Source organism: Mycobacterium sp. (assembly GCF_049278535.1).
Taxonomy (GTDB): domain Bacteria; phylum Actinomycetota; class Actinomycetes; order Mycobacteriales; family Mycobacteriaceae; genus Mycobacterium.
This window is the reverse complement of the sequence record NZ_JBAPMI010000140.1, coordinates 1-14,442: the sequence shown is the minus strand read 5'-3', so window position 1 is coordinate 14,442 and position 14,442 is coordinate 1. Positions and strand designations below refer to the sequence as shown.

Here is a 14,442-nt window from a genome sequence, read left to right as displayed (position 1 = left end):
CCACGTTGTGGCTGAGGCTGGGCCGCGAACTCGCCGACGGCCTGATGCTGAAAGCCAGCGAAATAACTAGGGCCATCACGCCGGCGACAAAGATTACCAACACGCTCATGGCCGCTAAAAACGGTGTGCGACTTACGTGTTCGTTCTCCCTCAGCAAACCGAAGTCCGGGTACATGCCGGTGGTGAAGTCTTGGTCCTCATCGGCGCCTACATAGGGGTCGGGGCCCAGTTGGGTGTAAATCGCTGCCGAGTCGTCCGCGACGGCGCTGTAAGCCAACGCGTCGGCGCCAGGCTCGCCGCCGGGAACCGCTTCAGCCACTGCCAGATACCCCGGCAAGTGCGCATGCTGGCTCACCGAGCCGGTACCCGGGTCCTGGGCGTAGGCCAGCGCGTCGGTCGACGAGGCGAACAGCGGGGCGTTAGCCGAGGCCAGCGCCGCGCCCCGGGCCAGCGCCGTCTCGGGCTGCTCGGGCACGCTCAGCGGTAGCGACGTAGCTTCTTCCAGCGCCGGCTTGATCAACGGGATATCGACTCCCGAGCCCACCACCAGCACGCCATCCGGCTGCTCGGCGAGCCCCTCCGCGACGGCTACCAGCTTGACCAGCGTGGCAACCGCCTGATCGTCGTCATCGGGGAGTTCCTCGCGCTGCACATCGGTGATCGAGCCATCGGTGGTGTCGACCAGGGCCAACGTCGCGGTATCAGGTTCGACGTACAGCAGCGCCGCGCGTGCATATCCGGTCGCGCTACCCATCGACTGAGCCAACGCCGCGGCAGCCAAGAAAGCCGACACCAGCATCACGTTCTCGACCTTGCGAGCGGCCAGGGCGTCGCGCAGCTCGGCCGCCTCGCGCTGGTTACTCCAGGTCACGCCGGTCGACCGCAGGTCATAGCCTGCCTCGCTGGCACCTTCACGGGTGCCCAGAATTGCGGCGACCACCTGATTGGGCGCGCTGAAGGTTGCCGGGTCCTCATCGTTGGTGACGGCGAAGTTGTCCTCATCGACGGTCACCCCGTCGGCGTTCTCACCCTCAACCAGCACGATGCGGACCGCGGTGGGTGCCATCGATACACCGAGTACGGTGTCCAAAAATCCTCCCAGCTATTTGCTAGCCGTCCGCCGGCCGACTGACATTGGCGCGCGATCGCGGGCGACAAACACAGAAGTTATCGCCGCTCCGGAGCGCGGCGTTACTACCGCGGACTTAGCTGTGCTCTGCGAAGTTGATGGCCAGGAGCATTTGGTCGATCAATGCCCCCCGGCCGACCCTTCGCGGGAAATTCTACCGTGTCGGCGCTCGAGCCGTAAGGCCTAGCGATGACCGCCACCGCCGCCGCTGTGCCCACCACCGCCGCCGCTATGCCCACCGCCGCCGAAGCCGCCGCCCCCGCCGAAGCCACCACCGCCGAAGCCACCACCGCCGAAGCCTCCGCCACCGAAGCCGTGGCCGCCACCCGGCCCATCGCCAAACCCACCGGGGTTGCCACCAAGCCCACCCGGGTTACCACCGAAGCCGGGGCTGTCACCGCCGAACCCACCGGGGTTGCCACCGCCGAACCCACCGGGGTTACCGCCGCCGGAGCCACCGGGGTTACCACCGAGGCCGGGGTTGCCGCCGCCGAACCCGCCAGGCGGATCGAATGACGGGCCATGCATGCCGGGAGCCCCCGTGTCCGGGCCGTGCGGACTCTCCGGCGAGCCCGGCATGTGGTTCGCCGGATCCGGCGCCGTGGCCTGGCCCGGTTCCGACGCCGTCGGCACGTGCACGGGAGGCAACGGGATTGGCAAGTGAATCGGCGGCTGCCACGGAATGCCGACTGGCGGCTGTACCGGCGGCGGCAGGTGCGCCGGGGGCGGTACATGAACGGGTGGCGGCACGTGGACGGGCGGCGGCAGGTTGACGGGCGGTGTCGGGACGTGAATGGGTATCGGCAAAGGAGCAATGTGCACCGGCGCGGGAGCCCGAACCGGGAGCGGCAGCGGAACAAACACCGGTGCGGGAGCCGCGACCGGCACTGGCGGAGCGGCCGGAACCGGTGGTGGCGCAGCAGGAATCGGCGGCGCGGCCAGCACCGGTGCAGGCGCCGCGGGCCGCGGAGCCGAAATCGGCGCATTCGCGGGTGGTGGCGCGATCAAGTGGTTGGCCTCTGGTACCTGAACGCTTGCCGGCGTCGGGGCCGGCGCTGGCGCCTGGATGATGAGGTTCTGCAACGGCCGGGGCAGCAGTGCGACGCTGGGCCGAATCCCCAGTGCCAGTGCAACTTCCAGCGACAGCGCAGCGGCCACAAAGACGACCGCGAGAATGCTTCCGACGAGGACAAGGGGTCTGCGCTCGGGTTCGCTGTCGAAATGCTCCTCGGTGAGCACCTCTTGGGCGACAGTGTGGACTTCGGCTTCCTCATCGGGAACGGCGCTGTAGGCCAGATCGTCTTCACCCAACTTGGTACCTAACGGAACATCCCGTGCCGCAAGGTATCCCGGCGACACCGCGTAGGGGTCGATCGCTCCGGTGCCGGGATCTTGCGCGTACGCCAAGGCCGCGGTCGACGAGGCGAACAGCGGTGCGTTGGCCGATGCCAGCGCCGCACCCCACGCCAACGCGGTCTCCGGCTCTTCGGCCGCGGTGACCCGCAGCGCCGTCACCGTCTCCAGTTGCGGCTTGATCGCTGCGACGTCCACGCCGGTGCCGACGATGAACACGCTCTGCGGCCGGGTTTCCAGGTCGTCCAAACCCGCCAGCATCCCGGCCAACTCGGCGACGCTGTGGCCGGGAATCAGTTCCTTGTGGACGTCGGTGATAGCGCCGTCCGCGGAGTCGACGATGGCCAACGTCGCGGTCTCGGGCTCGAGGAACAGTAAGGCAGTGTGCGTCTCGCCGACGGTGTTACCCACGGCCTGGGCCAGCGCGGCGGCAGCCATGAAGGCCGACACCAGCATGACGTTTTCGATCTTGCGAGTGGACAGCGCCTCGCGCAGAGCGGCGGCATCGACGGGGTCAGTCCAGGTGACGCCGGTTGACGCCAGCGCGTGACCGGCCTCGGTGGCGCCCTCCCGGGTGCCCAGGATCGCCGAGACCACTTGGTCGGCCGCGCTCAGCGTTGCCGCGTCGTCGTCGGTGGTGATGTCGAACGTGTTGTCCTCAACAGTGACGCCGTCGGCGTTTTCGCCTTCGACCAGCAGCATTCGAACCGATGTGGGTGCCATTGACACCCCGAGCACGATGTCCACCGCGCCTCCAGAACCATGCGTAGCGCGCCACGGTTTTAGGCGGAGGGAACACCGCGTCCGGCGCTACATATGAATAGTCGCTAAGCAAGCTGTGCGGTGCTGCAGGTGAACTTAAGTGGACCTTATGAAATTCAGATACGAACGCGACGGCGTCGGTCCGCGTTGGCCCTGGTATTTCGACCCGACGCTAGCACTGCCGTAGGGATGGTCGGCGGGGCTGGTCAGCCGCAGGATGCACAACTGACCGATCTTCATGCCCGGCCAGAGCGTGATCGGCAGGTTGGCGACGTTGGAGAGCTCCAGCGTGATGTGGCCGCTGAAGCCGGGGTCGATGAAGCCGGCGGTCGAATGCGTCAGCAGACCCAGGCGTCCCAGCGACGATTTGCCCTCCAGCCGCCCCGCCAAGTCTTCCGGCAGCGTGCAGGTCTCCAGCGTGGAGCCGAGCACGAACTCGCCGGGGTGCAGAACGAACGGTTCGCCCTCCTCCGGTTCGACCAGCGTTGTGAGCTCATCCTGTTGCTGCGCGGGGTCGATGTGGGTGTACCGGGTGTTGTTGAAGACCCGGAACATACTGTCGAGGCGGACGTCGACACTGGACGGCTGAACCAGGGCGTCGTCGAATGGATCAATTCCCAACCGCCCGGCGGCGATTTCGGCTCTGAGGTCACGATCGGAGAGCAGCACGCGACGAGCGTAGCCGCTGCGATGACACTGCGATGTTGATGAACGATGCGACGGGCGGGTGTTAGCCTTCCCAGGCAACATCGCCGATGTAGTTCAATGGCAGAACATCAGCTTCCCAAGCTGAATACGCGGGTTCGATTCCCGTCATCGGCTCCACGATTGAGCTAGGCATACGCGGACGAACGCCGGCCGGCCTTGGCCGCATCCCCCAGGCTTTCGCTGTTCTTCATCTTTGTGCCGCATTGGGCCCGCACACTGACGGCATCGTTAACGCCAAGAAGAAAGAAGGCGCATCAAATGCCCTCAACTCGCTGGCTGGCAAGACTTACCATCCCCATGATCGCTGGCGCTGCGCTATTTACTAGCGCTGCGATTGCGACTGGCGATCCCATTAATGATGGATACCTGGCTCAACTGCGCGCCGCCGGCCTCACTTGGCCGCCGGGCCACGAGGAGGCACTCATCGGGATGGCCTACCTCATCTGCGACGACCTCGGGTGGGGTTGGGCGCCACAAGACATTGCCAACCAGGTTCACGCCAACTTGGACCCGGACAACATCACGCTGGGAGACGTCGGAAACATGGTGAACATCGCGCATTCGACCTATTGCCCCAACCAGCGGTGCTGGGCCGCCCACTGCTGAGCGGGTCACCTTGCCCTCCGGGCGTTTGGCGACAACGGATTTCACCAACAGCTCCGCCGTTGGCGCAACGGCCCGGCAGCCCGATCCGGCTCTTGCGGCCGATCGTCGACCTGATCTCGCAAAGTGGGAACTCCGCGAAATGCAAGTCGCTGGTCTTGCGCGCGAGCCGAACCTAGCGGCTGTGGTGCACCTGTTGTAAGCCGTAAATGGGCGTGGGGATTCCTTCACAGCGGGCCTTGAGCTGCAGGGCAAGAAAAAGCGAGTAGTGCCGCGATTGGTGCAGGTTTCCGCCGTGGAACCACAGATTCTTCTGCTGGGTCGGCTTCCACATGTTGCGCAGCTCGCCTTCCCACGGCCCCGGGTCTTGCGCAGTGCCCGAGCCGAGACCCCACACCTTGCCGACTCTGTCGGCCACCTCTTGGCCGATCAGGTCTGCCACAAAGCTGTTCATCGATCTGAAGCCGGTGGCGTATACAACCAGATCGGCGGGTAGTTCGGTGCCGTCGTCCAGAATCACCGACGCCTCGGTCAGCCGCTCGATTCCGCCGTGGCATAGCTTTATCCTGCCGTCGCAGATCAGGTCGGAGGCGCCAACATCGATGTAGAAGCCGCCGCCGCGTCGCAGGTACTTCATGAACTGGCCGGAGTCGTCCTCGCCGAAGTCCAGTCTGAAGCCGGCGGTTTCCAAGCGGTCGTATAAGTCCTTGTCCCGCAGGCGCATTGCGTCAGAGATCGGCTTCTGGAAGTCCGCGATGATTCGGTATGGCAGCGATGCGACCGTCAGGTCAGCCTGCTCGGTGCCGATGCCGGCGGCCGCCGCCTGCTCCGAGTACAGGGCGCCGAGCGCGATTTCCAACACCGCCTCCGACGTGACGACGAGGGTGGACGCGCGCTGCACCATCGTCACGTCAGCCCCGTTCTCGTACAGGGCCTTACAGATGTCGTGCGCGGAGGTGCCGGAGCCGATCACGACGGCACGTTTACCGGCATAGCCGTCCGGCCCAGGATGCTGGCTCGAATGATGCTGCTCTCCGCGGAAGACGTTCCGGCCGGCCAACTCCGGCACGTTGGGCTTGCCCGCCATTCCTGTCGCGAGCACCAGCTGGGTAGGCCTCAGCGTGAGCCGTTCACCGTCACGGTCGACCTCGACCGTCCACTGCTCTGCTTGGGCATCGAATGACGCCGACAAGCACGTCGTCGACGTCCAGTATGGGATCTCCATCACCCGGGTGTAGAACTCCAGCCAGTCGGCGATTTTGTCCTTCGGCGAAAACACCGGCCAGTTTGCCGGGAACGGCAAATACGGAAAGTGGTCATACCAGACCGGATCATGAAGGCACAGTGTCTTATACCGCTTGCGCCAATGGTCGCCGGGGCGTGCGTGCTTGTCGATCACGACGGCCGGAACCCCGAGCTGGCGCAGCCGGGCACCCAATGCGATTCCGCCTTGGCTGCCGCCAACGACCAGGACATAGGGCTGCTGCGAATAGCCCAGCGACACTTCCTGTTCCGCACGCTCCTCCGCCCACGACCGGCTGTCCGAACCGGGGCCGTGCACAGCGCCGAGTACGCGGCGGGAACCGATCGGCTCCTCGTGACCCTTCAGTTCATCCAGCGCGGTCAGCAGCGTCCAACCGAGATCGCCCTTGAGCCGCAGATGACCGACACCTCGGCCGACCGCAGTTTCGAATTCGATAAACGCCGACGCCACACCGTCGCCGTCGTCGGTGGGTGTTTCCCGGGTGCGGAAACCGGACGGGTCGGTGTCGGCGAGTCGTGCGCGCAACATGTCGGCAATGCCTTCGCGGCCCTCGACCGTCTTGACATTCCACGTGAACGCGACCAGATCGCGCCAGATGCTGTCCGGGCCGAACTTAGCCACCACACGGTCGATGTCATGCGCCGCCAATGCAGACTCGAAGTCGGCGAGCCACGACTGAATGCGGGCCTCCGGTGATTGCGTGATGTGCGCATCCAACCGTTGAGTCATCATTGCGCGCCGATCAACTGGGGGATCGTCGAGGCGGCAACGGGCGCGCCGAAGTAGTAGCCCTGTCCGATGTCGCAGCCGTGCTCGCGCAGCCAGTCGGCGGTGCAGGCGTCTTCGATGCCCTCAGCGACCACGGTGACGTTCAGCTCGTGGGTGAGGTCGATTACCGCACGCACCACCGCGGCGGCACGCGTATCTTCGGTGATCGACGAGATGAACTGGCGGTCCAGCTTGACCTCGTCGATGGGCAGATCGCGTAGGTAGGACAGCGCCGAAAAGCCGCTGCCGAAGTCGTCGATCGCAACGCGAATGCCTTGTTCGCGCAACCGGTGCAGCACCGCCGTCACCCGGTCGATGTCGTTGAGGATCAGATCCTCGGTAATCTCGACAGTCAGCAACGAAGGTCTAAGACCGCAGCGCCGCGCACAGCGCATCGGGCAATGCCGCATCCTTCAGGTCCGGGGCAAACACATTCACCGCGACCGCCGTACCCACCACCGACGTCTCCCAACAAGCCGCATCGTCAAGAGCCCTGGCCACCACGAATTCGGTCACCTGTCGCATCAGTCCGTGCTGGCGCACGAGCGCCATGAATTCATCCGGTCGCAACACACCCAGCTGTGGGTGCGGCCAACGCAACAAAGCCTCCAGCCCGACGACCCGGCCAGAACGCAGATTCATTTTCGGTTGGTACACCAGATCCAGTTCGGCGTGATCGATCGCCCGGCGCAACTCACCCAGTAGACGAATCTGCGCAGCCCCGTCACCGGCAGGACGATCGGTGGCGCGCCCCGCCAGGTCCATCACGTCGGGCCCTGCCAGCGCCATGTCCGGGCTGAATGAGTGCAGGCCCGACGAGCGCGAGCGCTTGGCGGCGTACATCGCCATGTCGGCGCGCTTCATCAGTGCCTCTGGCGCCAGATCCGGCTCGTCCGACGACGCCACCGCTATGCCGACGCTGGGACGCAGGAGCATCTTTTCTCCGTCGATGACGAACGGCTGGTCGAAGGCCTCAAGGACGCGGCCGGCCACCAGGTAGGAGTGGTCCGCCCGCCCTTCGAGCAATAGGGCGAACTCGTCTCCACCCAGCCGTGCGACGGTGTCGCCTGGCCGGACGCAGGCAATGATGCGCTCGCCGACACCGACCAGAATGGTGTCCGCAGCCGGGTGGCCCAGAGTGTCGTTGACCAGTTTGAAGTCGTCGATGTCGACCGATACGACAGCAACCGAACGCTCGTCGCGCTGGTGAAGCATCATCGCGTGGGTCAGTCGGTCATGAAAAAGCGTGCGGTTGGCCAGCCCGGTCAACGGGTCCCGCAGCGCCTGGTCGGCAGCGGCGGCCAGTAGTCGCCGGTTCTCCGAGGCGGACACCACCTGCCGGACCACCACAGCGACCACGACGAGCGGCACGACAACCGACTCAAGACCCGACATGATGATCGCCGGCCCGACTGTGCCGGCCAGCAACAATGGAACGTACGGCAGCCATATCGACGTATTCGATGAGACGGATTCCGGTCGACGCTGTGACGGGGAGCGAAGGCTCATCTGTGCGGCGACGGCGAAAGCGATTGACGCAACAAACCAGCCGAGATCGAGCAGGCTGCCCGTATGAAATCGGCCGCTTGCGATGAGATTTCCATAACCAGTGTCGGTAACCGTCAAGAACGCGATCGCCGCGGTTAGCCACCACAGCTCGCGTCGATATCGCGGTTCGGCGCGCCCGGTAACCAGCAGCGCCGTGGTCAGTACCGTCAGGTCGCCGATCGGAAGGAGCACCCTCGTAACGGTTACGTCTCGATTCGCGACGTAGGTGTCGTACACACCGTGTAACGCGCCTATCCACATCAGCAGAAATATGCACAGCGTCGCCGTAATGCCATCGAGGACGCTGCGCAGCCGCGACCCCCGTATCGGCCCGGCGGGGAAGAAGGTCAATGCCACTGCCGTCAGCAGAGTGAACGCGACATAGAAAGGCCCCGGCGATGACGGAAAGGTATTGCGCCCCAGCATAATTAAGCGAACCGCCCAAATTGCGTTCCCGAACGTCCCGGCGGCGAGCGCGACCGACAGCATCGTCCAGGCCCTGCGGCTGCCCCCATAGGCGGATCGAGCGGCCAGTACCGCACATACCGTCGCATAGGCCGACGACGCCACCAGGGTCAGGCTGTCGACCGTGCGGACCGCGCCCTCGCCTCCCCAGCGGAAGATCAGCACAAGCGCCAGCGCAACGCCGACGGCGACCGGCAGCACCAGCAATGGCGCCAGACGTCGACGAACGCTCACGGCCCCCACGACCTCCCAACATTGCCGATCGATCCTCGCAGAGTGCCAGATCCAGCCTGTATTGGCGCGGCTTTGGTATGCCGACATATGGGCCCGCGTGGCTTTCGCCCGGTTTTAGCCGAGACCCTTCGCAAAGCCGCTGAGATCGCGCACGCTGGCGGCGAACACGTCGGGCATTGCGCCCGCCAGCAACATGTCACCGCCGTGGCAGGTACCCGCGACCACTCGACCTACGGCAGGCACGCCCGCGCGCAGCAGACGCCGGTAGTAGTCCAGACCTTCGTCACGCATCGGGTCGAGCTCGTTCACCGAAATCACATGCGGGGGTAGACCGCTCAGGTCGTCGTCGGTTGCGACACCGGCAAAACACGTGGGGTCGTTGGAGTGCGCACCGTCGGGGTCGTAGATCGAGCCGAGGAGCTCTGCCTGCTGGAGGTTGATGAAATAGCCGTCGCACTCACGCAGTGACGGCAACTCGTCGGGAACCTCGTGCCACCGGTTCGAGATGTACGGGCACTGTGCGTAGAACCCGGCGATCTCGTCTAACCACGCTTCGCGCTTGGCCTTGTGCCCCACTGTGAGAGTGAGATTGCCCCCACCCGACTCGCCGGAGACGATCAGATGGCTCACGCCGAGTTCGGCGCGATGTGCCGCAACCCATCGCACGCCCGACGCACAGTCATTCAATCCGGCCGGAAACGTATGCGGGCCAAGCTTTCCCCCGGAGTTGCGGAATTCGACACCGACGACAACGAGGCCGGTAGCCGCCAGGTACTCCCGAATTCGCGAGTACATCACGTCGGCGGCGCTGGCGATCGCCATGCCGCCACCGTGCAGGTGCACCACCGCTGGCAGTGGACCCTCGACGTCCGGGCGACTGATGTACAGCGTGACGTCGTTGCCGTCCTCACCGGTGATCGTCGTCGTCGTCGTGGTGACGCCAGCCGCGTCGGGAACGCCGGACGCGAAGGCATCGAGCACAGCGCCAATGCCCGCCTCGCACATCTCCGCATACGCGAGGCGTTCCTCCAGCGGCGCATCGATAGTGAGTGGCACGACGGGCATGTTGGCGTCGAGCCCGAATTGCGCCAACGCCGCGACCATTCGCGGGTCCGACCGATGGTCGGTTCCCATCGAACAATCCGGATCTGCGAGACGACCTTCAGCCATGGGGTGACGTTACCTCGACGAGAGATTTGCTCCACCACACCGCCACCATTCGGTGACTGCAACTGATCCATTCTTCCCGGGTTGAGTGCGCCTGCAGCCGCTGTCAATTCGACGGAAATATCGCGCCGACCCGGCAGATGAGCGTCCAAATAAATCCCATCACAATCGATTTCGCGGTAAAAGCATCCTCCGTACAGGCCACCGCGAGGCTGGTAACTTAACCAGCTATGGGTGCTTTGGATGGACGCATTGCCTTGATCACCGGCGGAGCCCGGGGGCAGGGTCGCGCTCATGCGCTGGCGTTGGCCGCCGAGGGAGCCGACATCGTGGTCGCCGATGCTCCCGGCCCGATGGCGGACCTGACCTACCCGCTGGGCACCGAGGACGACTTACGCGAGACGGCAAAACTGGTCGACGAGTTAGGCCGGCGTTGCGTTCCCCTGACCCTGGACGTGCGGGATGCGGCCGCAGTCAACGCCGCGGTCACGCAGACGGTCGCCGACCTCGGCAGCCTCGACATCGTGGTGGCCAACGCCGGGATCGTCAGCACCGGGCCACTGGACGAGGTGAGCGACGGCGTGTGGCAGCAACTCATCGACACCAATCTGACCGGCGCGTTCCACACCCTGCGGGCGGCCATCCCGGTGATGCGCCGGCAGAAGTTCGGCAGGATCGTCGTCACCTCGTCGATGGGCGGCCGGATGGGCATCCCTGACCTGGCGGCCTACAACGCGACGAAGTGGGGTGTCATCGGGCTCGCGAAATCGGTCGCCCTGGAGGTCGCCAAAGAAGGCGTGACCGTCAACGTCGTCTGCCCGACCACCACACAGACACCGATGGTGCAACCCCCTGGCGGTGACGATATCCCCGACGATCTGGTGCGCCGGATGATGAAAGCCAATCCGATTCCTCAACCGTGGCTGCAACCCGAGGACGTCAGCCGCGGCGTGCTGTATCTGGTCACCGACCCCGGCGTCATCACCGGCAGCGTCCTCGAGATCGGCCTCGGCGGCAGCGCTCGCATCCACTGACGTAAGCCCAAGGGCGTCAAGCGTTTACAGGCGAATCCGCGGGGACCGTTTGGGCAAGTTCCAGCATCGCTTCAGCCTGTTCGCGCTACGGTGGTACGTCGCGGATGTGTTGTGCCGCAAGGGTTATCAGCTCTGCCAGAACCATCGAATAGGAGGCTGGTCCGGCGGCGACGAATTCCTCGACCAACTCAGCGGGGATGTCCGAGGGGCCGTAGGCGATCGCGGGATTCTTTCTTCGGGAAGTAGTTGAAGAATGTGCGGGTCGAAATTCCGGCTTCGCTGCAGATGCCGTCGACCCGCTTCGCCCCGCTATGACCTACTGTGGCGGCCCGCGGCGCACCGCGCCGCCGCGCTTGCGACCGCCCCGCCCTCGCGATCGCCACTAAGCGGCTGATTTTTCCAGGATGTGCACGCCGCACGCCGACCCGAGGCCGATCACGTGAGCCAGTCCGACCTTGGCGTTCTCGATCTGACGGTCACCGGCTTCACCGCGAAGGTGATGACAGACCTCCCAGATGTTCGCGATGCCGGTGGCCGCGATGGGATGCCCTTTCGACTCCAGTCCGCCCGAGACGTTCACCGGGGTCGAGCCGTCGCGCCACGTCGCGCCGGTGTTGAAAAAGTCAGCGGCTCCACCGTTTTCGCACAACATTAGGTTGTCGTAATGCACCAACTCGGCGGTGGCGAAGCAATCGTGCAACTCGACCAGGTCGAGGTCGCTCGGGCCGATACCGGCCTGCTCGTAGGCAGTCGAGGCGGCGTTGCGGGTTAGCGTGTTCACGTTCGGCAAGACTTGGCAGCCGTCCTCGAAAGGGTCGGTGGTCAAGATCGACGCCGAGACTTTCACGGCACGCTTGCGCTGCTGCAACGCCAGCGACTTCAATGTCGCGCCGTTGCAGACGACCGCGGCGGCCGCACCGTCGCAATTGGCCGAGCACATCGGCCGGGTGTTCGGGTAGGCGATCATGACGTCGTTCATGATCTGCTCCAGGGTGAACTTCTTCTGATAAGCGGCAAGCGGATTCAGCGTCGAATGAGCGTGGTTCTTCTCGCTGATCTTGGCGAACAGCTCGAAGCTGGTGCCGCCATACTTATGGCCATATTCGGTGCCGATTTGGGCAAACACACCAGGCATGGCCTCGGTGCCGATTCGCCCGTCGACGGGCGCAACCGCTCCGTAGCGGCCGCGCGGAGTCCAGACTTCAGCGTCCTTTTTCTTGGTGCCGGCACCGCCGAGTAGTCCGGCTCCGGAAAGCTTTTCCACCCCGACGGCCAATCCGTACTTCACCTCGCCGGCTTTCACCGCCATGATCGCGGTTCGAAGTGCGGTGGCGCCGGTGGCGCAGGCATTGGCCACGTTGTACACCGGGATGCCGGTCTGGCCGATCTGCTTTTGCAATTGCTGGCCGATCCCCGCGTTCGCGGCCATCAGATTTCCGGCGGCAATGACGCCGATGTCGGCCATTGTCACGCCCGCGTCGGCGAGTGCGCCGGTGGCGGCCTCGGCCGCCAAGTCAACAGTGTCCTTGTCGGGGTGCTTGCCGAATTTGGTCATCCGGATCCCGAGGATCCAGATTTCGTCGCTGGCGCTCATGGTGACTACTCCTTTGTGAAGTGGATCGTCAGGTCGCGGGCTCGAAACCGAAGCCGATCGCTTCGGTGCCTGCCGTGTCGGCGCCGATCGGATATGTCGCCAACCGCACCTTCATCCCGTCGCGGACGTGTTCGGGATCGGGTTCGACGTTGACCAAATTGGCGCGGACTTGGGTGCCATCGCAATCGACAACGGACGCGACGAACGGGGTGGGAATGCCGGGCGCGGCAAAAGTCACGATCGTGAACGCGCGAACCGTGCCCTCGGTCGCGACCGCGACAGTCCTGAATTCGGACGCGAAACAACTGGCGCAGGCGTTGCGCCTATCGAAAAAACGGGCGCCGCAGTTTGTGCATTCCTGCGCGACGAGGTGTGGGTCGCCGTCATCGAGCACCAAATAGTCGACCAATGGGATCTGACCCGTCATAACACCTCCGTCGTATGTACTGTCGACCGTAGCGAGTGCGGCCGGCCACGGGTCCGGAATATCAAGATCGGGTGCAGCAAAGCGAGACTTCTGCAGCGACAAGCGATATGCGTAACTTTCGCGACAGGTCGATTTCACCGACCTGCACCTCGACTTCAGCGGCCTGACGTTTCTGGACTCGGCAGCCGTTTCCGGCTTGCTCCTGCGCCATCACCGCACCGGCCAATCGGGCGTTCATTTGCGTCTCGACCACCGGCCGGGCTTTCTCGACCGCGTGCTGCCGGTAACCGGGCTTTACAGCCATTTCGTCCCATCGCATTCCGATGCGGCGGCCGTTGATGCAACCTTGGCGGGCCAAACTACCTCGAGTTAATCGGGCGTCCGCAGCGCTCGGTGTTCAACGGGCAGGCCGGTTTCCCCAGGCCGTAGCCGAAACGTGACCGATGCTTTATCGAATCGCTAACGCGCCCTTAAACTTCCAACATTCCGGACACCCCTATGATCGCTATTGCAAGGATGTCTACTAAAAGGACTGGCGCATGCGGACGGTTTTGGGGTCTGTTGTTGTGGTGGTTGGCATCGCGACGTCGGTTGTCACCGAGCCGTGCGGCATCAGCCTGACTGCGTCACACCAGTCAGACAGTGTCGCGGTCGGCTCGGTTCGGCCATCGGTGGGCCAGGTTGTAGGTGTAGCGCATCCTGTGGTGGTCACCTTCCGCGGGCCCGTCGTCAACCGGCACGCGGCCGAACGGGCCGCTAACGTCGTATCGACACCCAAGATGACCGGCAAGTACGAATGGCTCGACAGTGATGTCCTGCAATGGGTTCCAGACCGATACTGGCCGGCACACAGCACGATAGCGCTGTCGGTGGGCGGCCTTTCGACGGATTTCAAAACAGGCCCTGCAGTATTGGGTGTCGCCGATGTCTCAGACCACACGTTCACCGTGAGCGTCGACGGGGTTCGCAGTGGACCGTCGCCTGAATTACCGGCCCCGCACCACCAACCGCACTTAGGCGAACCGGGTGTCATGCCGGCCTCGATGGGTCGGCCGCACTTTCCGACGCCTGTGGGCGTTTACACAGTGCTGTCCAAAGAGCGCACTGTGATTATGGATTCGAGCACTGTCGGTGTTCCGGTCACCGATCCCGAGGGTTACCAGACGCCGGTGGATTACGCCACTCGATTCAGCAGCCGCGGGCTGTTTGTGCACTCGGCTCCCTGGGCGGTGCAATCGCTCGGCCGTGAAAACGTCAGTCATGGCTGCATCAGCCTGAGCCCCGCTGACGCCGAGTGGTATTTCAAGACGGTCAACGTCGGCGACCCGATAGTGGTGAAGGAATAGCGGAGTCGCGTTCAGGCTCCGCATTCCCGACGTTCGCAAA

At 64.4% G+C, this 14,442-nt stretch carries 11 protein-coding genes, 1 tRNA gene and 2 pseudogenes; 5 read left to right on the top strand and 9 right to left on the bottom strand.

What is annotated here, in order from left to right; translation table 11 throughout:
* From WAO18_RS09065 to dcd, 3 genes are all read right to left on the bottom strand, one after another.
* On the bottom strand, positions 1-1,066 hold a 1,066-nt coding region (locus WAO18_RS09065), incomplete at its 3' end, for a DUF7159 family protein (protein WP_422205697.1).
* A gap of 246 nt (positions 1,067-1,312) precedes the next feature.
* Positions 1,313-3,229: a DUF7159 family protein gene (locus WAO18_RS09060; RefSeq protein WP_422205695.1), complete on the bottom strand. Its 1,917-nt coding sequence runs from the start codon at positions 3,227-3,229 to the stop codon at positions 1,313-1,315.
* Positions 3,230-3,340: 111 nt separating this feature from the next.
* Positions 3,341-3,913 carry a dCTP deaminase gene (gene dcd, locus WAO18_RS09055; RefSeq protein WP_422205693.1) on the bottom strand — a complete coding sequence of 191 codons (573 nt, stop codon included), beginning with the start codon at positions 3,911-3,913 and terminating at the stop codon, positions 3,341-3,343.
* Positions 3,914-3,995: 82 nt separating this feature from the next.
* Here dcd and WAO18_RS09050 point away from each other — a divergent pair.
* Together WAO18_RS09050 and WAO18_RS09045 are read left to right on the top strand one after the other, a co-directional pair.
* A tRNA-Gly gene (locus tag WAO18_RS09050) sits at positions 3,996-4,069 on the top strand.
* A 180-nt stretch (positions 4,070-4,249) separates the two neighbouring features.
* A complete protein-coding gene (locus WAO18_RS09045; RefSeq protein ID WP_422205691.1) occupies positions 4,250-4,558 on the top strand; it encodes a DUF732 domain-containing protein in 309 nt (102 codons plus the stop codon).
* A 172-nt stretch (positions 4,559-4,730) separates the two neighbouring features.
* Here the strand turns inward: WAO18_RS09045 and WAO18_RS09040 are convergent, their stop codons facing one another.
* The 3 genes and pseudogenes from WAO18_RS09040 to WAO18_RS09030 all read right to left on the bottom strand — a co-directional run bounded on the left by WAO18_RS09040 (position 4,731) and on the right by WAO18_RS09030 (position 10,004).
* Positions 4,731-6,548 carry an FAD-dependent oxidoreductase gene (locus tag WAO18_RS09040; protein ID WP_422205689.1) on the bottom strand — a complete coding sequence of 606 codons (1,818 nt, stop codon included), beginning with the start codon at positions 6,546-6,548 and terminating at the stop codon, positions 4,731-4,733.
* Positions 6,548-7,982, bottom strand: a pseudogene (locus tag WAO18_RS09035) (putative bifunctional diguanylate cyclase/phosphodiesterase). Before WAO18_RS09035 ends, WAO18_RS09040 begins: the two are co-directional and overlap by 1 nt.
* 966 nt (positions 7,983-8,948) lie before the next feature.
* On the bottom strand, positions 8,949-10,004 hold the full coding sequence (locus tag WAO18_RS09030; RefSeq protein WP_422205687.1) for an alpha/beta hydrolase fold domain-containing protein: 1,056 nt from the start codon (positions 10,002-10,004) through the stop codon (positions 8,949-8,951).
* 227 nt (positions 10,005-10,231) lie between these two features.
* On the opposite strand from WAO18_RS09030, the gene WAO18_RS09025 reads away from it, so the two are divergent.
* Positions 10,232-11,035 (top strand): mycofactocin-coupled SDR family oxidoreductase, encoded by an 804-nt coding sequence (locus tag WAO18_RS09025; protein WP_422205685.1) that lies wholly within the window; start codon positions 10,232-10,234, stop codon positions 11,033-11,035.
* An 88-nt stretch (positions 11,036-11,123) separates the two neighbouring features.
* Here the strand turns inward: WAO18_RS09025 and WAO18_RS09020 are convergent.
* The 3 genes and pseudogenes from WAO18_RS09020 to WAO18_RS09010 all read right to left on the bottom strand — a co-directional run.
* A pseudogene (locus WAO18_RS09020) lies at positions 11,124-11,331 on the bottom strand (TetR family transcriptional regulator); the annotation flags it as partial.
* Between the two features lie 86 nt (positions 11,332-11,417).
* The gene (locus WAO18_RS09015; protein WP_422205683.1) at positions 11,418-12,629 is read right to left on the bottom strand and encodes a thiolase family protein; all 1,212 of its coding nucleotides are present in this window, start codon (positions 12,627-12,629) and stop codon (positions 11,418-11,420) included.
* 28 nt (positions 12,630-12,657) lie between these two features.
* Positions 12,658-13,056: a Zn-ribbon domain-containing OB-fold protein gene (locus tag WAO18_RS09010; protein ID WP_422205681.1), complete on the bottom strand. Its 399-nt coding sequence runs from the start codon at positions 13,054-13,056 to the stop codon at positions 12,658-12,660.
* A gap of 196 nt (positions 13,057-13,252) precedes the next feature.
* Between WAO18_RS09010 and WAO18_RS09005 the strand changes: the two genes are divergently transcribed.
* Complete coding sequence (locus WAO18_RS09005; protein ID WP_422205679.1) at positions 13,253-13,429, top strand: hypothetical protein; 177 nt, start codon at positions 13,253-13,255, stop codon at positions 13,427-13,429.
* Between the two features lie 166 nt (positions 13,430-13,595).
* Positions 13,596-14,402 (top strand): L,D-transpeptidase, encoded by an 807-nt coding sequence (locus WAO18_RS09000; RefSeq protein ID WP_422205677.1) that lies wholly within the window; start codon positions 13,596-13,598, stop codon positions 14,400-14,402.
* Positions 14,403-14,442: the final 40 nt, after the last annotated feature.

Coding starts and splice junctions, on each gene's coding strand:
- WAO18_RS09045 (WP_422205691.1), top strand. CDS start 4,250: ATGATCGCTGGCGCTGCGCTATTTACTAGCGCTGCGATTGCGACTGGC.
- WAO18_RS09040 (WP_422205689.1), bottom strand. CDS start 6,548: ATGACTCAACGGTTGGATGCGCACATCACGCAATCACCGGAGGCCCGC.
- WAO18_RS09030 (WP_422205687.1), bottom strand. CDS start 10,004: ATGGCTGAAGGTCGTCTCGCAGATCCGGATTGTTCGATGGGAACCGAC.
- WAO18_RS09025 (WP_422205685.1), top strand. CDS start 10,232: ATGGGTGCTTTGGATGGACGCATTGCCTTGATCACCGGCGGAGCCCGG.
- WAO18_RS09015 (WP_422205683.1), bottom strand. CDS start 12,629: ATGAGCGCCAGCGACGAAATCTGGATCCTCGGGATCCGGATGACCAAA.
- WAO18_RS09010 (WP_422205681.1), bottom strand. CDS start 13,056: ATGACGGGTCAGATCCCATTGGTCGACTATTTGGTGCTCGATGACGGC.
- WAO18_RS09000 (WP_422205677.1), top strand. CDS start 13,596: ATGCGGACGGTTTTGGGGTCTGTTGTTGTGGTGGTTGGCATCGCGACG.